A 24,444-nucleotide genomic window follows, 5' to 3' on the forward strand; every position below is an offset into this window, starting at 1 on the left:
TCTATTTTATAGTATCGTAATATGCTTTCATAACATACCAAGCTTTTTTTCTATAACCTTGCTCTGAAAGCAAACCTTTTCTATTCCAATAATCTTGATATATGGGGTGCAAACGTAAGGGTGACCTAAAATCAATAAGTGTCCAAGGGCACGTACCACTTAAAAAAGGAATGTTTTTTTGCATGGTTATTTGTTTACGATAGAATGTTTCTTGAAATTCTTCCGACCATGATGAAGTATCATCATTTGATCCATGATGACCATATAACGCCTCTGCTCCAAACTCAGATATTATCAATGGCTTATTGTATTCGCTTTTCCAAACGATGTCTTCTGGAGAAACTGTCCACCCATTATACCATCCAAGATACTGATTCATGCCAATAACATCTAAGGCTTCTATCAAATCGTCTTTGATAGTAAATACGTTTCCTTTTTTCTCATATTTATTTAAAGCTGTACTCACAAGACGTGTATTGTCAATAACCCTACACGAGTCTACTAAAGATTTTAATACAGATGTACGCGTATGATTTGGGTACGTTTCATTGGACACACTCCAAATAATGACTGCACAGCGGTTTTTATCCCTTCTCAACATTTCTGTTAACTGCTTATTTGCTAATGTAACCGTTTTTTTATTCCCAAAACTTATCCCTTGAAAAACAGGTATTTCTTCCCAAAGCATAAACCCCATTTCTTCAGCAAGACGAACCACATATTCATTTTGAGGATAATGTGCCGTTCTAATAAAGTTACAACCTAATTCTTGAGCCATATTTAGATGCTTTTTTGCATCTTCTTTAGTGTAAGCTCTAGATGCTCTTTCAGAAGCTTCTTCATGAAAATTTACACCTTTCAAAAAAATAGGTTGGCCATTCAATATAATTTCAGTGCCGTTGGTACTGATACTTCTAAAACCTATATGCTCTTCAATACTATCTGTTTCAGATTGAATGATAACTCTATAAAGCTTCGGATTAGAAGGACTCCATAACTCTAGTTTTTTATCAATACTAATTTTAGCATTTCCTTTATGGTCTGTAGTAGCCGTATGATTGATTTTAGCTTCTGGTATTTTAATACTAATTTTCTGTAAAAGCTTAGAACCGTTTAGTTGAATATACCCTTCTATTCTTTTACCAGAGCCTTTCTTAAGCTGCACAAAATAATCTTCAATAAATGTTTCATTGGTTTCAACAAGTCTTACATCCCTTGTAATACCTCCATAATTTACCCAATCATAGCCCAAAGCAGGAACTCCTTCCTTTTGTCTGCGATTATTAACTCTTATAATAATTGCGTTTTCACCATCTTTAACCTTATTGGTAATTTCAAATTGAAAAGGCGTGAAACCTCCTTCGTGGCTGCCTAGTTTTTCTGAATTTAAAAAAACATCCGACACGTAATTGACAGCATCAAAGTACAAGAATAAACGTTTACCTTTTTTTTTCTTAACGTTTATTACCTTTTTATACCAAACGGTAGATTCATAAAATTTCAACTCGGGTCTTTGCGAATTAAAATCACCAGGTACATTTAGCGTATTACTTGAAATAAAAGCATATTCTGTTCTGTGATCTTTATTATTCGGAACATCTTTATATAAAGATTTCCATTTCTTAATACCAACATCTACTGGGTCTATAATACATTCCCATTTACCATTAAGACTGATTTGTGATCGATTTGGTATATTAACCATAAAATCTTGAGCCTTTAGGCCTGTAATCGCAGCAAAAAAGCACATGGTTATTAGGCAAAACCGCTTTAAAGCTTTTACCAATCTCATATCCATCTTTTCTAATTATGTTTCGTATTAAAAAGACTAATTAATAATAACATCTTTCTTTCTCTCCTTTGGAAGCACCTCAAGATCTTTTATTTCTCCATTAACCACTTTGCCCGTAATAGTTGTTTGTTTTGGAGCGATCACTTTAAAGTTACAATTCCAATCATCAGGCCACGTGGGCGTTAACACTATTTTATCATCAAGTGTTTGTACAAGCATTTCTTGCAATCCAACAGCACCTGTACCACCCCAGTTATGGTCTGGTACCCAGTCATTCCCAGGCCCCCAGAAAGATGGAAAGCGAAATGGTCCATCAGCCAATGTTTTATAGGTTAAGTCTGCTGCTTTATCTACAACTCCCATACGGGCAAAGGCCACATTTCCGTTGTTCCAGCTATGTACTACCTCCCAGGCATCTGGGGTTTGCCATGTATCCCAATGTTTATAAGTATTAAATACATAATCCATTTCTTTATCTCCCTTTTCGATTTGATTGAATGGAAACATAGGATAGTTAATATATAATTCTGTTTTTTTCCACCAAGAATATGCAACACTACGTCCTGGGGGTATGACAACATCTCCATCAATGTCATCTAAGTGAAAATCTGGTATCGTTTTTTCAAAGTTTTTTATCTTATTTATACCTCCAAAAAACTTATCAACCCAGTCTTGGGGTAGTTTTTGTACACCTTTTGCAACTGCTTTTAGACCAGCCAAATCTGGAACAGGATTGCTAACGTAATAGTGCGATTCACAAGCCGCTGCAGGGAAAATTATAAGTTTCCCATCTGGATCAAGTTCCTGCCAATTCGCATTATATTTGGCTTTATGACGGTAATAATTATCAAAGAAATCAATGGTTCCTTTTACAATGGGCAGCCATTTAGAAATATCTCGCCCTGAATAGCGATGGTATTCAAGAATCATATATGAAAATTCCAACATGGCTGTATGATGATGAATGGTACACCAATTTGTAGACAACCCCTGTTCTATCCAATCTGGTCGTTTTCTTTGTTCATCATAAACCTCTTTAAAACCGTAATGCATTGGCATTGGTAATCCGTACACTGTCCCTACTTCCTCAAACACCCAACCTTCAAATCCGTAGTTCTCCGATACTCTTAGTTTTCCAACTTCCAAAGTTCTTTCGAAAAAATCGAATTGGGATTCCATATGTTCAAAATCTCCCCATTTCAACATAGGCCAGTATACCCAACGTTGGTTTTGCAGGGTGTAATTACCCCCACTCCAACAACGCCAATCTGGATGGAACGGAAATCTTTTGGTTACTAAACTGGGGTCGAAACTTATTAAACCACCATTAAACATCGTAGGGTTCTCTCCGTAAGCATTTAGGGCCGTCATGTACCTAAATAAATTATAATTTCTTCCCATCCGCCAAATGGAATCGTTTTCGTCTTTCTTGGGGTTTAAAACCATATAACTTTTTTCCCAAAACGCTTTCCACCATTTTGTATTTGATTTCCAGGCTTCTGCCATACTTACTTTATCCTCCTTAATGTCCTCAATTTCATCTAACCATTTAGAGGCCGTACTACAATGACTATTATGAAAAACAAGTTCTATATGTTGCTTCTTTGTTGGTTTTTTAGACTTATAACGCCATCCCGTAAAATTGGTTAATGTGTACTTACCCTCTACTTTCTGATCATAAATTAAGTTATCAGCTCCCATCCAGCCTCCCCAGACCAAATCTTTTAAGGGATCGTAATATTTTCCATAATGCTCCCCCAAACCTGTTATTTCATAAGCCAATTTACTGGTCAATTTTTCTTCTGGGTTTATATGATAAAATGAAAAACCTGTATCCTCTTGCTTAAAATTATCTGGCTCTAGAATCACATCATGTGCCCAGCCACCTGTGTCCCACCAGCCCCAACGATCTTTTATCTTTTTATCCATATTTAGTTTACGAGGTTTGGTACGCCATGATTCAAACTGAGAATAGTATGTGATTGCTTTGGAAGATTTACACTCTACATGAATTTTTGGTCGATTTACCTCAGACCAAATTTTAAATGTCACCATACCATGTTGCGGATGATTTGCAGAAACCTCAACATAACTTTCACTTAATTTTAATTCTTGACGGAAAGTTGCGGCGCCATCAAAAATGTTTGGTTCTGTCCAAATCCTTACTCTACCTAGCTTTGGAAAACCATTATATTCATCATGTACCCCACTACGCTGCATGTAAAACAACAGTTCATTTCCTTCTACCCATACATTCATTCCAATATCGCCTCCACCAACGGGCATCGAACCTGCGGCATCTTTACTCTGACTATCCCATACGACATTATACATATCGGGATAGTCTACTTTTTTTTGTGCTTCTATATTTGGTACTATGGTTATAAAAAGCAAAAGAAAGAGGTATCTTTTGGTTAATGATCGCTTAGCTTTAATTCTCATTTTTATATTTTTTAGTTATGATTTATATTTTTTAAACTCAAATCTATCCTTCATCAGGTAAACCTTGCATGCTTTCAGCATTTTCAGGGTTAGATTGATCAAATAAAGCTGTTATTTGGGACACACTAATTTCAGTTTCTGGATTAAAAGTTTTTGATGTTATATACTTAACCAAGGAACGTCTAAATTGCTTTGCTACGGGCCTTTCTTCCAAATTATTTTCTAGATCTATTGAACAAATTAGAAGCTTGCCTTTACCCATTTTCGCCTCTACTACAAGTCCTAATTTTCTATTCAATTTCCAAGAATCTATGGGTTGAATGATGGGTTTATAATCTATCGGCCAAGGCTTTTTCTCATTAAAAGCATCCAAAATCATAGGCTGGCATTGTGTCAACAAATCCCACCAATTCCAATTGGTATGCGAGTCTGTCTTAAATTCATTAAATAATGGATGGTTAGGGTTCATAGTAATACCGTTAGCAGAAGATTGCCCACCTTTCTCTCCAAAACTTGTCCAATAAAATGTTGTGAAACAACCTGGCAAGTTACCTTTTAAGGTTCCTATTTTAGGTAACAATAAAACTGTTTTTCCAGATTTCAATAATTTTAACGTGTTTGCATCCCAAGTATTAGTTACTTTAACTGATGATGGAAATTTTTCTATTTGACTGTTTGGATAAATCCAAAAATCCCAATTGTTACTCAAACCATTCTTTTTAGACTCCAATTGTAAATTATATTTTGATGGTGCCATATTTAACAGATCCATTTGAAATTCATCAATCTTCTGCAAACCTTTATTCACAAAAGCTTTAGAAGGAAAACTTTTAGATATAATAGTACTTCCAGCTTCATCTGTAATTAACATTTTTAAATCACTTAAATCTAAATCTTGATTTCCGTAATGACTAATTTCAAACTCTGCAGAAAACACCTCAGAGGTTGTAAAAACTCTTCTTGGTAGTCGGGCTAATAATACTGATGGTCCACAAAATGCTTGCATTTCTTTAGAGTCCACATAGCTTTTATTTTCAAAAAAAGCATCTGTAAAGCCTACAGGTGCCGTGTTTTGACCTGTAAAATCATTTAATGACAACCATTGAAAACCAGCCATCTCACCAGATCGAAAGGCTGCCTCAATCTCTTCTTTAGTTAATTGAACTTGCCATTTACCAGAATCATGTATAAAGTTTGGCAATTGACCTACTAATCCGCGTTCTTTTAACTGATCTGCTGCTATTTCTAAATACGTTGGTCTTAAATAACCTTTGTATTTTTTAATTTCATTAAACACATCTGGATACGCGCAAAATTGTGCCAGTTCATGAGATATAATGGGGTTGTTAAATTTTGAATTATACAGACTTATAGATGTATCCCAATCTATAGTTGTTTGTGGAGATTCTGCAGTAAATAGTGAATTTTCAGGTGTTGGTGGCCAAAAAGCCTGATAACGTGTACGTCCTCTACCTCTATCGAAAGATTCATCCTTAATATGGCTTACCACTTCAAAATCCATATCGCCAGGCACACCTTGATTTTTGGCAATACTTGCCTTTACCGTGTATAACCTAGAGGTATCGGTATCTTTCCACTGTTGTATTAAATCATCAGCGATTTCCTTTTCTATACCACTCTCATTTCCTAACCCCATCATTACAAACGATGGATGGTTTGCAAAATAAGACAACATTTTATCAGATTCATCTTTAAAGAATTGATGCACTTCAGGTTTAGTAACCCATGACCATTCGTGGACTTCGGGCGCTAAATACAATCCTAATTCATCGGCTGCAATAAAGGCTTGTTTGGGTGGACACCAAGAATGATATCTTATAAAATTTAAACCAAAATCTTTATGCGTTTGCATCACGCGTTTCCACTCTTTTACAGACATGGGTGCATAACCTGTTTTAGGATATACAGCACAATCTACATTGCCACGTAGAAAGGTTTTTATACCATTGACATAGAAATGTTTTCCGTCGGTAGTGATATCTCGCATTCCAAAAGAAATCTCCTTATTATCATGATAATCTGCTTGATTCGTTTTCGTTAACAAATCAACTTTTAGTTTATATAAATTAGGTTCAAATTCGCTCCATAGCTTCATGTCTTTACCTAGCGCATAATTAATGGTTAGATTCTGAATCGTACCACCTGTTAAATTTCCTTTCTTTTCTATAACCAATGGGTCATGGTTATTCTGAGCGTTATATCCCAACGCATCTAAATTAATAATGAAGTTTCCTTTTAACCTAGATGCGTTTTCTATGCTAACTAAAATGGCTACAGACTTATTTTTTATATCTGGTATGGTTTTTATACTAGCTATTGAGATTTTATCTTCTGCATTAATTTTAATATCGCCAACAATACCATTCCAAGTACCTTGAGTTTGATCTGAAACACTATGTGGCATCCTACCTATTTTATAAATCTCACTATTATCTATCCTAATAACTAACTTGTATTTACCTGGTTTTAGTTGATTTAGACTGTATTTATGTGGTGTTGCCAGTGATGTATTTGAACCTATGGGTTTACCATCAATCCAGACTTTAGATTCCCAATGACAACGCTCTAAAAAGAGCGTTTTGTTTTTGCCATTAAAACTCTCAGGAATTTCTATTTCTTTAGAAAACCAAGCTGCTCCTATATAGTGATGACGTGGCATTAAAAATTGTATCAGCTTAAAATCATCATTTGATTTTGCATATTTATCAAGAGAAGGGTGCCTTTCTGATATATTTAAAGGTGCCCACCATTTTGTATTGGGTCCTGGTTTTTCGCCATGGCCTTGTTCTTGCAAACAGCCAGGTAAATTTATAGTATCCACAAAATCTGTTAGAAACCAATTCTTAGAAATCCCTTCATCTTTTGGATCTAATTTAACCAACCATTCACCAGACAAATCAATTTCGTTAGACTCTTGAACTTCTGTACAAGCAATATTACCCCATATTATTACTAAAGTGGCTAAAATGTATATTCTGTATTTAGAAAGAAACAATTTCATAGTGTTTTATATTATTTTGCGTAAAAATCAGAAATCACCTTTTTATTACCTTTTTCATATTCCCATAGATATTCTCCTGTTTTATCTACACATTGTTGTGTATAATGATGCGGTAAAACCGATACTAAAGGATACCCAGTCTTTGTTTTATACATTGCTAAATGTTTTAGATACTTATCTTCTGTAATTGCTCCTGTATCGTTTCCTCCAATATGGTCTAGGTTTATTAATCGTCCTGGAGAAGATTTCATGCTAATTTCATAATGTGTTTTTACCCTTGCTGGCCAATCAAAATTATCGTTTAACCAAATATCATTGGTTCTAATAACATCAGTATATTTAGTAAAGAAAATATCGGGCACATGAAATTCCATCTCTATTGTTGAATCTATGGCTTTGGCTGCTTTATATAGTTCTTTATGGATATGTAACATGTCCGATTTTGTGTTATATGACATATCTATTTTGAACTTTTTAACTCCCATTTCATAGAAACGGTTGATCGTTTCGGAAGCATAATCGAAAATATCAGCTTTTGGATTTAACCATCTAATATCTTTAGCGTTCTTCTCCGCATTATTGGCTCTCCAACTGCCCAATAAATCGGGATACTTTTTAGCAGTTAAACTTTCAGAATGTATTTTTGGAAATCCAATCCATAAACCAGGAGTGAACCCTCTTTCTTGAATCATACCCATGGTTTTTTTAAAATCTGGGAATTTTTTAGGATCTGAAACCCACGATCCAAAACCAGAATCTATGCTGCCATCTGGAAATTGCCCCCAACCATGATCTAAGGTCAACTTTCCCTTCGGATAACCTAATTCTATAACTTTATCTAAATAATATTTTACAAAGTCGTGGTTTAATAAGTGAAATTGTTCATAACGTTTCTTTGCAAAGAATTTTTGTTCAGACCAAGTGCAATATTCTACATCACTCCAAAAATGAGGATGGGTAACCAAAGGCTCAAAATTTAAACGCCTCATCATTTTTGAGTTGTACGTTTTCCAAGCTTCATCGCCTGCGCCACTTTCATCTAAAAACAATTCTTGCCCTTCTGGAACCGTAACTGTTAGCGTTTCTTTTCCATCAAAACTAAAGGTGGAGTTTTCAAATCCCATGGTTGTCATAAATCCAACGAATTTACCATTGGCATCCATAATTACAGGTGATCCCGACATACCACTAGCTGGTATAGTAAATGGGTTATGCGTAAAGGCATCACTTCTGTAATAATAACTATCGCCTCCCTTTTCATGCGGTTCGTTTATACTGTAATATGGACAGAATAATGGTTTAATGACTTTTATTTCAACTTTATTCTGACCCAACATCGCATTTGACTCCCCATCTTGTTGTACAGTTTTAAAACTATTTGATGCTTGAAGTACCATATTTCCTGAAACGCCAGTAAGCACCAATCCTGCACTCGCCTTTTTTATAAAATCTCTTCTTTTATTCATAAATATTATTATTTAACCAATTCCTGCTATAGCTTGTTATGCATTACGAGGTAATTTGTTAGTTTGAGTGAATTTCTTGATTGAAAATATTCGTGAGTTCTTTTATAAAACTCATATTTTTTGCTTATTACTTTACAGTGATTTTAAAAACATCCTTACTCGAATTGATTTTCACGAAGTATAAACCTGCACTTAAACTCGAGATATTTACAGACGATGATTTCAAGTTCAACACTTGCTTAACTAATTTACCAGAAACATCATAAATTGATATATTACTATTTAAAGCATTTTGTATACTGATAAAATTTGTAGCTGGATTTGGTGTAATTTTTACTTCTGCTAATTCTGGTGTGTTACCTTCTGAGTCTAAAACTTTAGTTTTTAAAACCGACTTGTTGCTCCCATTTTGTAATGGATTAGGAGTATTCCTTAAAGCTCTAGGAACGAAAAGAACATTTTCGATGGGTGTAAAGCTACAATTTTCAAAATCATTAGCTCCTTGATCGGTGATGATATCTACAACATCATTTCTATAATTTTTAGCAGTTAAACCGATGATTTTCACATTGTACGATCCACTACCACCGCTATTGGCAATATTGTAAATAGGTGCGATAGATGGTCCCGTATAAAATACTGTTGTACCTGGTATTTTAGTTGTACTAGTCCTATTTCTTAAAGCACATGGCATGTATCTTAATTCTTGTAATCTAACTTGAGCAGAATTACCAAAAGTAGTTGTAATGTTCCTAACTGTAGATCGATTGCTACGGAAGGAACCAATTGGAAAGTTTGATTCATCTGGTCTCCCTGGATTGCCTATGGTTCTAAATCCTTTTGCTAAAAAGACAGCAAATTCACTGTTGGTAGCTGTAATATTTCTCATATCGAAGAATCCTTGAATATGTGTATGGGGTGAAGCAAAAACAGCACACCTACCATTAACCACTCTAACAAATCTACCCCAAATAGCATCCATTTTTGTAATTGCCCTGTTTTGAGTATTGAGTGTAGATAGCCCCTCACCTAATCCTGATTCCATTCTTATCGTGGCACCTCCATTTCCTTCCAGATTACGGAAGTATAGGTTATTTCCTGCTTGTATCTGAATAACGCCCCATCCTGGGTTGTACCCTGTACCTGTTATATTTTCTATAAATCCTCTTGTAGGCGCTGCGGCACGTTGTTGACGATTGTTAGACGGTCCTACCATTCCAAAAGTTCTACTAGGCAAGAATTCAATAGTAGGAAACTTAGTGCGATTATCGATAACATTAATGTTTGCAATCTTAAAGTTTCTAGCATTTCCAACTTTAAAGCTTCTCGAACCATCTCCAGGTCCCAATCTATTGGTTAGATTAATTGTAAATCTACTCGTATTAGAAAGCCCTGTAAAACTAAAATTTTCAATTACTCTACACCCTGTACATCCGTTTTCATCTTTACCATCTGCAATAATCATATTTCCAGGACCAAAAGGCTCTATCACCACACCATTAAAACATCTAATATGGACATGCGATTTTAACCTCAATCCTCTCAGTCTATAGACTCCATTTTTTAAGATAAGGACACCGCCTCGAATAACGGTTCCATTTCCAAGAGTTCTTCTTAGATTAGAAAGCTTATCGATTTCTGCTTGGATTCTATTAGTGTCATTTCCAATTCCTGATGAAGGGTTTATAAATACTTTATCACTTGCTGTATTATTAATTGTGGGCGAGTAAAAGGTTGATAGTGGTGGTAAATCTTGAGCATTAACAATCAAACCAACTAATGCAATAACAAACAATAGTATATATTTTTTTAGAATTCCCATAATTAGTTTTAAGTGTTTAACACAAATCTAGTTATAAACCATTTCCTTCATGTTTCCCTAGGTACAAAAAATGTCTATTTACATAAATATCAACAACCAGAATAGTTGACTAAAAAAACTTCAACTATCAAATCCACTAGTAAAGTTTTTAATTTAGTTATTGAGTTTTCATATAGCCTCTTTTACTTAAATAGATGTATTATGAAAATGCCTTGGTAGGATTAAATCATACCAAGGCAAAACTCAACTAAACTAAACTAACTCAAAAAACTACTAATTGTTAAATGATACTATATTTAAAGTCCATGTTTTTTTAGTGCCATCGGCTGCTGTAACTTCATATTGCAAATTACCCGAACTAAAATCTCCAGGCGTTCCAAGTACTGGTGTGTTACCAACAGGTGCCATAGTGGCTGCCGTAGAAATATCGGCATAACCGACTATATTACTAAGACTAACTTGATTTTTAATTGCTGTGGTGAAATCTCCATCTGCATCTGGGACAGTTAGTATACAATCTACTGATGCCCCATTTATTGTTGATTCAGTATCAATTTGGACAACCTTTAACTGTGTACTTGACTCATCAAACCATCTATATTCAAAACGGAATTGCGTTATTTCAGCTTCTTCAAAAGCTGGTAACTCATCTAAATCAGATTTTAAACAAGAAGTGAAAACAAGGCTCAGTATAATTACTGGAATGAATTTTATTATATTTTTCATGCTATGTCTATGTTTTTAATTAATAACCTGGGTTTTGATCTAAATTTCCATTGAGCAAGATTTCTTTTTCAGGAACTGGAAAAAGATACCTTCTAGATGTGAATACCCTTTCATTTTCGGATTTATTAAGTGGTTGTTCTATTATTTCATAAGACATACCATCTTCTGATACTTCAAAAAATGTTTGACCACTATTTAATTCTGGAATAACATCAAGTCCAGCTTCTTTACCCCAGCGTAGTAAAGACCAATACCTATCGTTTTCAAAAAACAATTCTACTCTTCTCTCTATTTTATAATAATCCCAAGCTTCATCAATACTTAAACCTGTAGATAACTCTGGTAATCCACCATGAGCGACACGAGTCATATTTATGTATTCGAGGGCCTTAGCAGGATCATTTAAGCGTAGCATGACTTCGGCATAATTTAAATAAGATCTTCCCAGACGCATGATACTATGATGAAATGGCACAAAATCGTTGGCCCATAATTTCACACCTTCAAAAACAGATTTTCTAAAATAAAACCCTGATTTAGTCATCGACCAATTTCCAGCTGCATTAGAGGTCCAATGCATATTCCCTCCTTTTCGGATCGTTATTAAATTATTAAAATACTTAGACGAATCATGCGCTATGGAAGCATAGAACCTAGCGTCTCTATTTTTAAAAATGGCTTTAGACACATAGCCTCCATTCGCCATGAAATCTAAATACTGTGAGGTTTCATTCCATCTTTTAGCAGTATTATCGGCCGCATCAATGACTAAATAATCATTAACCAATTCGTTAGATGGCCATCTACCTGCCCACCCTTCTATAGATTCTACTAATTTGGGCTGCACCCAAGGATGATTTTTAGCATCAGAACAGTTAGGAACAATTCTTTGCTGTGGTGTCCTTTTTGTTTGAGTAATATCAGCATGTCTAAAATATCCAAGAATAATCTCATTGGAATTAAGTGCAAAATTATAATCTGAAGTCAGGGCACTATAATCGGTATCCAAACTATATCCTAGCCCGAATAAATCTTCGCTCGCCTTTTTAGACATTTGATAAAACTCATTTTTACCACTTTCACTATAGGCAGCAGCATGAAGCGCTATTTCAGCTATAAGTGCATACGCTGCCCCTTGGGTTAAGCGTCCAGCTTCAGCTGTTGCAGGTAAATCAATTGCTGCCTCAGCTAAATCATTCAGAATAAAATCATAAACTTCCTTAATTGTTGACGAACGTGATAATTTAAGGTCATCTTCTGGAGTAAGCACTTTGTCAATAATAATGTATTTACCAAATAACCTTGCTCTAGAATAATAAATCATGGCCCTAAGCACTTTTCCCTGAGCTATTAAATCGCCTTTAAGAGCCTCTGTTATTCCTTCTGAAGCTGCTACTCTATCAATAATTAGATTGGTATTTCTTATAATTTCAAAAACATCCCAACCTGCATCAAAATTCTTATCCAAAAGATCTTTTGCAACGATATTATTATTACTGATGGCTACATTATCTGTGAAATCATCACTAAAACTCCCTGGTGCATTCCATTGTCCTAATGGGTTTTTAACCATTTCTATCATCACTTGTCCATAAGTTCTATAAATAAAACCTTGGGCTAAGTTCACATCGTTCCATACATCTTCTTCCGAAAATTTGTCAAGTGGTTTGTTTTCCAAAAAGTCTTCATCACATGAAAACATAGCGATGCATGACAAAACCAATACTATATATTTAATTTTTTTTCTCATTATTTCTTTTTTTTAAAATTGTACATTCACCCCTAAAGAATAGGTTCTTTGTAATGGGTAAGCGGCTCCTGTATAACCATTAACACTATTATCCTGATTGACAACATCTTCTGGGTCAAAATAATCTAACACATCTGAAATTGTAAATAGATTAACTCCACTTAAAAACAGTTTACATCCAGAAATATAATCTTGATTTTTAAATAATGTACTTTTTAAATCATAGCCTAATTGCAACGTCTTAAGACGTATATATTTTGCATTAAGCACAAAATAATCTGACTGTAATTGATTATTCCCTCCATTATATCCAGCTGTGTGAGACACACGTGGAAAAAAAGCGTTTGTATTCGTTGGAGACCAATAATCTTGTTGAAATGTTAATGTATGTGTTCTAGCTTGTCCATTCTGATAGCCATTTCCCATAGCGACGTAGCGATCTCCAGTTCCTTGGATAAGTCCCATTAAAGACCAAGCTTTGTAGCCTAATTTAAAATCTATACCATATATAGAACTTGGGAATGTTGGTTTACCAAACCGTCTTTGATCTTCAACATCAATTTTACCGTCTCCATTTACATCTACGTATCTAACATCTCCAGGTTGGGTTTCAACTGAAGCCACAGGTCTAGGTGCGTTTAATATGTCTTGACCATTTTGGAATAAACCATTGGAAACAAGTAGTCCTGCAGTAGAATTTGGTGTTCTTTGGAAAAAATTCGTCTCATGGGTTACACGAATATATGGGTTCTTTAAAGTGACTTCATCCTCTGTATCTAAGCGTTCCCATAATTGGTCGAAACGAGAGTAATTAGCTCCAATTTCGTATGAAAAATCATTAACCTTATTTTTATAGCGAAGTCCCAGCTCAAAACCTGCTCTACGTTGTATGGAGTTAGATTTTATTTGAGGAAGATCTTTACCTAATGGAGTTATATATTGATCTAACGGACTCTGTAAGAAGCCATCCGTTTCATAATAGAAATAATCAAAACTACCGCTTAATTTATTTTTTAATGCATTAAAATCGAATCCAAGGTTTAATGATGTTCTAGTAAACCATGTTAAGGCATTTGGATTTACTAGAGGCCCTTCTGAAAAACCATTAACTAAAACATTACCTATGTTATAAGCATTTGGATTTAAATTATAAGAAGGGATGTAGCCTAGTCTAATGGCTCCATCTGATAAACCCGTTTCACCATAAGACGCCCTTAACTTTAAATAGTTAATAATACCTTTATCTTTCAATGGTTTCATAAAACCTTCATCTGAAGCAATCCACGCAAAGGAAGTTGCTGGAAAAAGTCCCCATCTCTGATCTTTAGCAAAATTGTCGTTCCCATCATATCTAAAGCTAAACTCCAGTATGTACTTTGATGCATAATCGTATTTAAACCTTCCTACATACCCTTCATTTGCAGATTGCCACGCATAACCATCTGTAAGCTGCCCGTCTGAAGGCCCAGCAAAAATTTGATCAATAGCTCTAGAAGGAAACTCTCTTCTTGAAGCGCTAACGCCTTCTCCTTCTGCTTCAATTCTGTTATAGGCAAATGTCACATCTAAACCGTGCACACCAAAAGTTTTTGCATAGTTAATATTAGCTTCAATATCTGTTTTCTTTGTAAAACCAGATTCAATATCTAATCTGGGCTTTGAAACTGGGTATACCGAACCATCACTATTAAACTGTGGTGCTAAAACTTCCCATTTCTTCTCATAACTATCACCATCTCTATAATTTACCATAGCACCAGCAGAAAGCCCTTCTATTCCAGGCACTTTCCAATTTAAAATCAACTGTGTATTCACAAATTTTTCTCTTTGCTTTAAGTACCCCGCATCCTTAGAATTTTGAGCTAAAGGATGGTTTACACCTTCACCAAATGTACCATCTTCATTAAATGCAGCAAGTAATGGGTCTTTTCTAAACATATTGTTCCATATCGTATATTCCCCAAGTGCAGGCGCTCTATAATTCTGTAAACTCGAATTGACATTAAAACCTATTTCTAGACCAATTTCATCAAATCTGGTCGTTAAATTACTTCTTATATTCAACCTATCGAGACCAATAGCATCAGACTTTAAAATACCGCCTTGGTCAAAATATCCCATCGACACAAAATAATTTGTAGACTTACTACCACCAGATGCAGATATATTATGTCTGCTCTCGCTTGCAAAATCCTTAAGACTTAATGCTACCCAATCAGAATCGGGAAATAAATCTCTGTTTGTTCCCAAACGCATACCTTCAATTTCACTATCTGTAAAGAAAGGAGCAATCCCATCCATTGCTGCTGCTGCATTTTGTATGAGTGCATATTCATAAGTGCTATTACGCTCAGGCAGAACCGTAGGCTGACTCAATTGATAATTATATGAATAATTAACTTTTAGTTTTCCTTCTTTTCCTCTTTTGGTTTTCACCAATACAATACCGTTACCTGCTCTAGAACCATATACAGCAGTAGCAGATGCATCTTTTAAAAAGCTCATCGATTCTATATCGTCTGCATTAAGTGAGGTGAAAGAAAAATCGTCTTCAGGATCAATGATAACCCCATCAATAATAAATAATGGTTTACCAGCACCCCGAATCGAAATATTTGGAGCTTTATCTAGGCCACCACCACTATTTTGTACCATAAGACCTGAAACCTGACCTTGTAAAGCCTGTGAAACATTAGCGAAAGGTGTTTCTTCTAAAGCTTCTGTATCTAAACTTGATATGGCACCTACCATTTTTCTCTTGGTTGTAGTACCGTAACCAATGACCACCACTTCATCTAATGCACTGGCATCACTTTCTAAAATAGTATTAATGACAGTTTGGCCATTTATAGCAACTTCTTTTGTTTTAAAACCCAAATATGAAAATACAAGGGTTTCTGCTGTAGGCGGCACATCATTAAGTTGATAATTACCATCAAAATCCGTGACTGCTCCAATAGAGGTTCCTTTAACAATCACATTTGCGCCTATTAATGGTAAGCCATCATCTCCAGTTACAACACCAGTAATTTTTATATTTTGAATTTTCTCTATTTCATCTTGAATATTCAAAGCTTTATCAAGGATATTTAAAGGCTTTGCCTCACTCTTTTTTAGAATGATTTGCTTTTTTCTAACCTTAAAAGAAATATTAGTATTTGCAAATAGATTGTTTAATACATCTTTTAAAGCAATTTTTTCAGCTTTCACAGATACAACTCTATTAACGTCAATTTCATCGTGATTATAGAGAAACTTGAACTTAGTGTCTTTCTCAATTATTTCAAAAACCCTTGTTATTTTAACATTCTCTAGATTACATGTTATTTTAGTATTCTGCGAGTAAGTATTAGCGTTTATTGAAAATATTGAAACTAGAAAAAGAAAAACCGTTAGTTTCATTGCTAAATTGAATTTAATTGGAAAAAGCGAGACACACTTATTCCTTATGATATTTTTCATATTTTTGTTTAGTTTTTAGAATGGTTAATTTTTTAATCATTTTTTCTGAATCGGAAAATGTGGCTGCATTTTCCGATTTTTTTAGTCTTTTTTGTTACATAGGCAAACTGTTTATTAAGTTTTAGTTATTGTTATTGTTTTATTGTTTATGTTAAAAACAAATGGTTTATTATCTGCAAAAGAATTGAGTACCTCTTCAATAGTCTCAATATCAAATGATGCAGTAAACACTTGATTATTCAATGCTTCATAATTATTAATGATTTCAACATTATAATGGCGTTCTAATTTTTTTACGATGTTTTTAAATGGTAAATTTTTAAGAACCAACCTACCGTTAATCCAACTTGTATAAATATCAGTATCTACTCGTTTGATTTGGGTTTCACTATTTGTTATATCCCATTCTGCTTTATAGTTAGGTTTCAGTTCTAATACTTTATCACCAGAAATACTCGATAAATTAACCGCACCTTCTACTAATACAGTACTAATTGTTTTATCTTCAGGAAAAGCAGAAACATTAAACCTAGTTCCCAATACCCTAACATCCATATTCGAAGTATTCACAATAAAAGGATGTTCCTTATCCTTACTTACGTCAAAAAAAGCTTCTCCTTCTAAATAAACTTTTCGTTTTTTTCCGTTTAAAAACTTAACTGGATATTTTAATGATGAACCTGCATTTAAATGTACCAAAGTACCGTCAGATAGTGCAATCTCAAACCTTTTGCCGTAGGGTATCACTAAAGTATTATAAATCAGCTTTTCCTCTACTCCTGTATCCTTATAATTCAGTTTGCTTCCTTCTTTTAGTCCCAGTATGTTCCCTTTATTATCTGTTATACTTTCTGTATCATTAGAGTTTATAACGATAACCTTCCCATCATCCAATTGTAATGTTATGGCTGTAGGGTCTATCTCTTTATTCTGAGAACCGATAAAAATATACCTATAGGAACCGTAACTTATGGTAACCAAAGCTAAAAATACTGCTGCATACCTTAACATAGGTCGTATAACATTAGCACTTTTAGACTTATTAATCCTTCTAGATTCATAACTTTTTAATACTTGATCCCAAGCAGTATTGGCATCTAGATTAATTAAAACAGAAATGTCCTCTCCACTAGCTTTAAGTTCTTTCAACCGAACATACAGTTCTTTATTCTCTTGGTGTTTGTACCAATTGTTAAAAACGATCGCTTCCTTAACCGAAAGTTTGTTGTTTAACTTTTTAAAAATAAGTTTATTTATATCCATAAAATAGTAATGAGATCCCTGTCTTTAACTTTTAGACAAACGAACTATCAAACAGGGTAGTCAAAAAATGATAAAAATTTAAAAACTGGCTTAAAAAAATAAGAATTCAGCAAAAATCAAGAGCCAAAAATAAGATTCTAATGTAGCCATCCGAAGTTGTTTATAGGCGTTTTTAACGTGGTATTTCACTGTATTTACAGATATGCCCATAGTTTGTGCTACGTTCTTATATTTTTGCCCTTCTACAACACAAAGAATGAATACCTTTTTACAGGGTTCAGGTAAAGACTCTAGTGCGTTGATTAAATATTGTTTATCTTCTTTTTTAATTAAATCTTCTTCAAAGGAAGGTGCTAACTGTATGTTAGCTTCTGAAAGCGATTCCGTTTTTTTTAGCTGCTTCAACCTATTAATGCTCCTTTTACGTATCGACGAACCTATATAAGCTTTAAGGTTTAAAATATCTGATTCATTTTCTCTTAAAAGAATATTGACACAAACATCTTGAACGACTTCTTCTGCCTCTGAAATATTTTTAACATAGGAGTAAGAGAGCATGCACCATTCATTATAATGATTTAGAAACAGTTCCTCTAGTTTTATTTGCACCTTTTTACTCATAAAAGTATTAGAATAGTAGGCTTAATAAAATAGAAATAGGGATTATACATGTCTAATTTAGCAATTATTTTACAAATGACCAGCCTAAAGAACTATAGCCCTAGAGTATTATTCCTTTTTGCTGAAATCTTCTTACATTTTTATTACAACAACTCTTAAAATCATTTGATTTCCATAGGTTTACTTAAATATATACTCTCTGTAAAAATCCATGGTTATTTGCTTTTCTCCAATCCATAAAGTAATCTTTTCATTTTAATGCTTGGGGCACTAATTATAAATTCTTTGCCATGTTTACATTCTCAAATAAAAAATGATACTTTTATATTATTCGGTTTCAAATTCAAAACTTCCTGAAAGACTAGCTGATTGCGCTGAAAAGCTTATCTTATCTTTCTTGTTTCCAATTCTAATCAAAGCGGTTGCAACACCAGCTTCAGCTGTAATTGGATCTATATTCATAATTTTACAATCTCCAGTCGAGCTTAGTTTTACTTCTTCTGAAAAATCTGGATTAACTGTACCATTATCGTCTACTGCTTCGATATAAAGAAACAACACATCGTTTACTCCAGATTGCGCAACCTTACCACTCTCATCTAACCTTATCTTAAATTTTGTTGGTTTTTGTGGTGTTTTAACCACATCTTCAACAGCTTCTTTACCATTAATAAAACCTACCGCTTTTAACGTACCTGGTTTAAAAGATGACATTTTAAAGGTGAATGGCGGATGGTTTAAATGTGCTGAAATTTCATTCTTATCAGGCTTTTGAGTGGCGATTAGGTTATCATCCAAAAACAGTTTAACCTCATCACAGTTACTAAACACTTTTACGTTTAGTGGTGATTTTTCATTCCAATAACTTCCTATTTTTATAATAGTATCTTCTTGAGTATCACGCTGACTCTGATAAAAATAATAGGCTAATTTTGGCAATCTAAAAATATCCATCACGCCACATCTTGCAATCCAGGTATCATAGCCTCTATTATAATCATACATTACCCAATAACTATCCGAATATGCTGGTGTGGTTAAATTATCGTTATGAGCTTCTTGTACATTTTTAACTTGTCTCAACATACGTTCTTCTCCAAAACCTCTGGCCTGCCTGCTACTCATTTCATCTCGCAAATCATTTGGCAATTTATCTTGATTTAGTCCAGCATTTTTAGAGTAGTATTCCCAATCGCCATATTCTGAAACCGAATAGGGCTTGTCTTTCAGCTCATGAGGCCTTAAAATACGATGCTGGCGCGCTTGTAGATAAATATCATAAACATCATCCATCCACCCACAAGAATACACATTTTCACCTGGATATTCTTGGTGCACTATTTTATCCAGTTCTTCCATAAAGAAAATCGGCATTGTAGTTTCGTTAAGTGATACTTCCCAGGCCATAACACAAGGATGATTTCTATCTCTTCGTATTAAGTTTGTAGCGCTACTATAGCAATATGCCCTAAAAGCATCATTGTCTAAATAGTATTGCCATCCCGATATGGCATCTATAACCACCAAACCTAATTCATCACAGGCATCCATAAATGCTGGTGAATGCGGGTAATGTGACAATCTTATATAATCAAAACCTGCTTCTTTTATTTTTTTAGCATCACGATATTGAGCATTGTCTGAAAGCGCATAGCCGATAAAAGGATATTCTTGATGACGATTTACTCCTCTTAAAAAAGTTTTATTCCCATTTATATAAAGTTGATTATTTTTAAACGTAAATTCTCTAATTCCAAATCGAGTCAAATCTTGATCTACCACACTTCCATTAACTAAAATTTTCGTTTCTAACTTATACAAATTTGGTGCTTTAGGAGACCACAATTGGGGCTGTATTAAAGAATAACGTTCAATTACATTCTGTTCGCTTTCAGGTTCGAGCACAATTTTATCTGATTTATGCTCTTTTACAAGTGTATTTTTATAAAAAATGGATTGTACAATCTGTATCGATTTTGCCTCCTTACTCTCGTTAACAATATGAGTTTTAACTCTCACCAAAGATTTTTCATCAGAAACTTTTGGTGTGGTAACAAATACACCTCCACCAGCAACTTTATCTGCTAAAATTGGGTGCGAAATATATACGTTTTCCTTTATTGATAACCAAGCATTTCGGTAAAGTCCACCATACATATTATAATCTAAAACCTTAAGAGGTTTTGGCCCTGTAATTGGGTTATCAGTATTGTTTAGTCGTACCGCAATAACATTCTTTTTGCCTCCTTCAACGTAATCAGTAATATCAACTACAACTGGAAGGTAGCCTCCCTGGTGCACTGCGACCTCTTCACCATTTATCCAAATCATGGAATGGTTCATTGCTGCTTCAAGTTCTATAATCACTTTTTTGCTACTACTTAGTTTTGGCAATGTAAAAGATTTACGATACCAACATATACCTTGCCATTGGTTATTAACAACTAAAGGTTCTATATTTGATGTGTGCGGAAGGCTTACCTCTTCCCAATTAGAATCGTCAAACTCCAAATCAATATATTTTTTATCTGAATCTAATGATTTATCAGATCTATAAAATTTCCAATCTGAATTAAAGTTTATTTTAGCATTAATAGTATCTTCTCCATTACAAGATTGAGCGTTAAATGTCAATATGCCCCCCAATAAGCAAATTGCCAACTTTTTAAAAAAAGTAAACTTCATAGTGTTTTTGGTTATTATTTTTTTATGTTGTCCCTATATATTAGTATTATTCTATTGCTAATGGCCTTGCTATTTAATCTGGAAAATATGCACCTTCTAATTAATACCATGCCTCCAAAAAATTTTGACCTTTTATTATTTTTTATCTATTAAATAACCACTTAGTACCTTATTCTTTACAAAGCATTATTACACTTGATAAGTGATATTAAAATTAATGCCTTTAAGAACTGTACAAATTTTGTTTAAAAATGAAATTTTGTACAGCAGGATAGTTTGTTATTTATACGCTCTCTTTGAAATTAAACCTAAAAATAAAATGAATCTCCCTCACTTGAGTCCATTTAAGTTAATTAGATGTCTCTATGGGTAATATTAATGGGTTGCATGACATACCCGTAAAGTCTACAAACCACATTTAAAGTAAATTAAAAAAAGTTTAAACCACTTCTATTTATAAGTTAGCTGAATTAAATATTTTATGTAGATATATATTTGAAGTAATCAATAGCCCCATAAAGACAAGGTTTATAATAGTAATAATAAACGAGTCTTTATGAACTATATGTGCTACTATCGCTGTAATAAAAAACAATCCTATTCCTGTATAGGCCCATTCTTTTATCTGAATTGGAAATTGCGGTATTAATAATATAAATATTGCTATTATTTTTAATACAGCAAGTTGAATTCTGAAATGATCGGGAAAACCTAATTCTTTTACGCCTTCTATCGTCGGTTTACTATAAAGATATGTCCAAGCACTCCATAAAAGAAAGATGGATAGTAAAATTGTAGTTGTCCAATATATTGTTTTCATATAGCCAGAAATCTATTCAAATACACTGCAAAGATAATATTACCATCCATTCTTTCTTAAGAAGAAAAATTATCGGTTCAAATCAGTTATAAAGTGTTTTTAAAATTACATATTATAAGATCTTTTTCCCGGGTTTTAGGAGTAATCTTTAATTTTTGTATTTCGCCGTTAACCAACTCCCCTTCTACAATAGTGTTTTGTGGCGCATGCAGTTTAAAGTCAACATTCCAATCTTTAGGCCACGCAGGAAACAACAAGATTCTATCACCGTTTGTCTGCATAAGCATTTCATGTAGACCAATCATACCCGAACCTCCCCAGTTGTGGTCTGGTACCCAATCATGTCCTGGCCCCCAAAAGGTAGGGAATCGTTGACCACTATCTTTTAATTTTTCGGTATTATACCATTTGGCTTTTTCAGTCATACCCATACGAGCATAAAAAATGCCATCTTGATGCCAGCTCCAAATATACTTTTTGGGAAACTCCCCGTGTTTCCATGTATTTTTAAAAATTTGAATCTGTTCATCATCCTGATGCATTTCAAAAAGGTTAAAGGGAAAAAGAGGATAGAATTGAGGACATTCAACATTTTTATATTCTGTCCAGGATTTTGCTGGATTTATAATTTTATCTTCATCTATAATATCATAATAAAAGTCTGGTAAACGTTTTTGCAATTGTTTAAAATACTGTTTATCTAACTCGTTGATATATTTCTCTGGAAGCTCTAGAATGCTTTTCACACAAGCTTTTAACCCTGCTGTAGCATCAATAGGGTTCACTGCTCCTTTATAACTTTCGCAAGCTGTTGAAGGTGTAATAACCAGTTTACCATTTTTATCTAAAGGATTCCCTGTTAACTGGGTTTGACGCATTTGATAATGTTCATCATAAAATCGAATGGACGCTTTTATAAAATCCATATACTTTGAAATATCCCTACCTGTAAAGCGATGATACTCCAATATCATAAATGAAAATTCTAATTGGCTTTCATAATGATATTTTATTGCTCCATTTACCATAACTCCATGTGGTGTATCTTCATGCCTACGCCTTTGCGTTGCATTCGGTTGTGTCCAGCCCCAACCTGCCGCTATGGGTAAACCAAAGTTTTCCATTTGTTCTGTAAAGCAGCAACCTTCATGCCCCCAATACTCTTTTACACGTGCTTTAGCCGCGGGTAATGCTCTATTGTAAAAATCAAACTGAGGAAGCATCCCTTCAAAATCTCCTGTTTTTAAAAGAGGCCAATATACCAAACGTTGGTTTTGGGCTGTAAAACTACCGCCTCCCCAAGCGCGCCAGTCTGGTGTCTTTCCTGGGTAAAAGGAAGGTTTTTTTCTAGGGTTTCCATTTTTTAAAACCACACTTGGATCGAATGTAAAATTCCCTCCATTAAATTTTGTTGGGTACTCTCCATAAAAATTACAGCCTAACTGATATCTGAAAATTTGATAATTCCTTGCAATTTCCCATGCTAAAGTGTCTTTTTCTTTATTATTAGGGTTGATTTTAATCCAACTTCTATTCCAAAAATCTTCCCACCATTTTAGAGTTTTTTTCTTAGCGTTTTTATCTGATATATTTTCTTCAACTAATTTATTTAAGTTCTGTTCCCATTCTTGATGGCTTTCTGTTTGACTGATATGCGTGTAAATTTTAACTGCATGCCTTTTCTTTGGTGATTCTGATTCTATGGACCATGATTTATAATCTGCCTCGAGGTATTTTCCTGATGCTATTTCTGTAGGAATGAAACCTTCTCCAACCATCAATCCCCCAAAAGCCCTCCCTTTTTGGGTATTAATTATTTTATTTTCTACATCTTGTAACCCTTGTTGTTCAATCATATAATCTATCAAGAGTTTATCATCTCTATTACGATGATAAAACAGAACACCATTGTCTTTGTAGGCTATTTCATCATGATATCTATAAATTGAATCTGGATAACACATCCAACTAAAAGAGCCGAAAGCCTCCCCGTAATTTTGTTTTGTATTGTAATATTTAGTTTTATACCGCCAATTTTCATAACTAACTTTTGCTTTAATTTTTTCTTCACTATCAATATCCAAATGTATTACCGGACGTTTAGTTTCAACCCAAAGATTTATTTTCACTTTTGAATTATTAATCCCACCTTTTATTTCAACATACCCTTCTTTTAATTTAAGTTCTTGATGAAAATTTTCATTATCGATAAAAGGATTTGGAGAAAGCCTTAAACGGAAACGCCCCAGTTTATGATATTCATTATTTTCTGTAAAGCTTCCACTTCGCTGGGCATAGAACAAAATATCGCCATCTTCTACCCATACATTACAACCTATACTATGTCCGCCTACTGGCATAGACTCAGAAACATTAGCACTTTGGGTTTTCCAAGTAATATTATAATCGTTTAGTATATTTTGCGCATGATTTTTTTCTACACCCAACATTAGAAAAACTAAACCAATGAAAAATAATTGTTTTAATTCTGTAGTATTCATTTATACTCTTATTTTATTGAAAGATACATTTAAATAAATAGCCACACTAATTATAGTGTGGCTATTTATAAA

13 protein-coding genes are annotated in these 24,444 nt (G+C 34.0%); all 13 read right to left on the minus strand.

Translation table 11 applies throughout. The features are described 5' to 3' along the window. Position 1: 1 nt before the first annotated feature. Positions 2 to 1,792 (minus strand): glycoside hydrolase family 2 protein, encoded by a 1,791-nt coding sequence (locus HHX25_RS05095; RefSeq protein ID WP_240964247.1) that lies wholly within the window; start codon positions 1,790 to 1,792, stop codon positions 2 to 4. Positions 1,793 to 1,828: 36 nt separating this feature from the next. Next, positions 1,829 to 4,234, minus strand: coding sequence for a DUF5703 domain-containing protein (locus tag HHX25_RS05100; RefSeq protein ID WP_169670819.1), 2,406 nt, complete (start codon positions 4,232 to 4,234; stop codon positions 1,829 to 1,831). A gap of 43 nt (positions 4,235 to 4,277) precedes the next feature. Next, the gene (locus HHX25_RS05105; RefSeq protein ID WP_169670821.1) at positions 4,278 to 7,256 is read right to left on the minus strand and encodes a sugar-binding domain-containing protein; all 2,979 of its coding nucleotides are present in this window, start codon (positions 7,254 to 7,256) and stop codon (positions 4,278 to 4,280) included. Positions 7,257 to 7,267: 11 nt separating this feature from the next. Beyond that, positions 7,268 to 8,722 (minus strand): alpha-galactosidase, encoded by a 1,455-nt coding sequence (locus HHX25_RS05110; RefSeq protein WP_169670823.1) that lies wholly within the window; start codon positions 8,720 to 8,722, stop codon positions 7,268 to 7,270. A 127-nt stretch (positions 8,723 to 8,849) separates the two neighbouring features. Then, positions 8,850 to 10,544, minus strand: coding sequence for a T9SS type A sorting domain-containing protein (locus HHX25_RS05115; protein ID WP_169670825.1), 1,695 nt, complete (start codon positions 10,542 to 10,544; stop codon positions 8,850 to 8,852). Between the two features lie 273 nt (positions 10,545 to 10,817). Next, the gene (locus HHX25_RS05120; protein WP_169670827.1) at positions 10,818 to 11,270 is read right to left on the minus strand and encodes a DUF5018-related domain-containing protein; all 453 of its coding nucleotides are present in this window, start codon (positions 11,268 to 11,270) and stop codon (positions 10,818 to 10,820) included. Between the two features lie 19 nt (positions 11,271 to 11,289). Next, positions 11,290 to 13,020, minus strand: coding sequence for a RagB/SusD family nutrient uptake outer membrane protein (locus HHX25_RS05125; RefSeq protein ID WP_169670829.1), 1,731 nt, complete (start codon positions 13,018 to 13,020; stop codon positions 11,290 to 11,292). Positions 13,021 to 13,032: 12 nt separating this feature from the next. Then, positions 13,033 to 16,422 (minus strand): TonB-dependent receptor, encoded by a 3,390-nt coding sequence (locus HHX25_RS05130; protein WP_169670831.1) that lies wholly within the window; start codon positions 16,420 to 16,422, stop codon positions 13,033 to 13,035. 174 nt (positions 16,423 to 16,596) lie between these two features. Then, positions 16,597 to 17,745 (minus strand): FecR family protein, encoded by a 1,149-nt coding sequence (locus HHX25_RS05135; protein WP_169670833.1) that lies wholly within the window; start codon positions 17,743 to 17,745, stop codon positions 16,597 to 16,599. Between the two features lie 90 nt (positions 17,746 to 17,835). After that, positions 17,836 to 18,366, minus strand: coding sequence for an RNA polymerase sigma factor (locus tag HHX25_RS05140; RefSeq protein ID WP_169670835.1), 531 nt, complete (start codon positions 18,364 to 18,366; stop codon positions 17,836 to 17,838). 327 nt (positions 18,367 to 18,693) lie between these two features. Then, complete coding sequence (locus HHX25_RS05145; RefSeq protein WP_169670837.1) at positions 18,694 to 21,051, minus strand: glycoside hydrolase family 2 TIM barrel-domain containing protein; 2,358 nt, start codon at positions 21,049 to 21,051, stop codon at positions 18,694 to 18,696. A 454-nt stretch (positions 21,052 to 21,505) separates the two neighbouring features. Further along, a complete protein-coding gene (locus tag HHX25_RS05150) occupies positions 21,506 to 21,871 on the minus strand; it encodes a DoxX family protein (RefSeq protein WP_169670839.1) in 366 nt (121 codons plus the stop codon). 86 nt (positions 21,872 to 21,957) lie between these two features. After that, positions 21,958 to 24,372 carry a DUF5703 domain-containing protein gene (locus HHX25_RS05155; protein WP_169670841.1) on the minus strand — a complete coding sequence of 805 codons (2,415 nt, stop codon included), beginning with the start codon at positions 24,370 to 24,372 and terminating at the stop codon, positions 21,958 to 21,960. Positions 24,373 to 24,444: the final 72 nt, after the last annotated feature.

The organism is Flavivirga algicola (assembly GCF_012910715.1).
Taxonomy (GTDB): Bacteria; Bacteroidota; Bacteroidia; order Flavobacteriales; family Flavobacteriaceae; genus Flavivirga; species Flavivirga algicola.

Excerpts from the sequence above, each read along its gene's own strand:
- HHX25_RS05105 (WP_169670821.1), bottom strand. The coding sequence starts at position 7,256 with ATGAAATTGTTTCTTTCTAAATACAGAATATACATTTTAGCCACTTTA.
- HHX25_RS05125 (WP_169670829.1), bottom strand. The coding sequence starts at position 13,020 with ATGAGAAAAAAAATTAAATATATAGTATTGGTTTTGTCATGCATCGCT.
- HHX25_RS05115 (WP_169670825.1), bottom strand. The coding sequence starts at position 10,544 with ATGGGAATTCTAAAAAAATATATACTATTGTTTGTTATTGCATTAGTT.
- HHX25_RS05150 (WP_169670839.1), bottom strand. The coding sequence starts at position 21,871 with ATGAAAACAATATATTGGACAACTACAATTTTACTATCCATCTTTCTT.
- HHX25_RS05120 (WP_169670827.1), bottom strand. The coding sequence starts at position 11,270 with ATGAAAAATATAATAAAATTCATTCCAGTAATTATACTGAGCCTTGTT.
- HHX25_RS05130 (WP_169670831.1), bottom strand. The coding sequence starts at position 16,422 with ATGAAACTAACGGTTTTTCTTTTTCTAGTTTCAATATTTTCAATAAAC.
- HHX25_RS05110 (WP_169670823.1), bottom strand. The coding sequence starts at position 8,722 with ATGAATAAAAGAAGAGATTTTATAAAAAAGGCGAGTGCAGGATTGGTG.
- HHX25_RS05135 (WP_169670833.1), bottom strand. The coding sequence starts at position 17,745 with ATGGATATAAATAAACTTATTTTTAAAAAGTTAAACAACAAACTTTCG.
- HHX25_RS05145 (WP_169670837.1), bottom strand. The coding sequence starts at position 21,051 with ATGAAGTTTACTTTTTTTAAAAAGTTGGCAATTTGCTTATTGGGGGGC.
- HHX25_RS05140 (WP_169670835.1), bottom strand. The coding sequence starts at position 18,366 with ATGAGTAAAAAGGTGCAAATAAAACTAGAGGAACTGTTTCTAAATCAT.
- HHX25_RS05095 (WP_240964247.1), bottom strand. The coding sequence starts at position 1,792 with ATGAGATTGGTAAAAGCTTTAAAGCGGTTTTGCCTAATAACCATGTGC.
- HHX25_RS05155 (WP_169670841.1), bottom strand. The coding sequence starts at position 24,372 with ATGAATACTACAGAATTAAAACAATTATTTTTCATTGGTTTAGTTTTT.
- HHX25_RS05100 (WP_169670819.1), bottom strand. The coding sequence starts at position 4,234 with ATGAGAATTAAAGCTAAGCGATCATTAACCAAAAGATACCTCTTTCTT.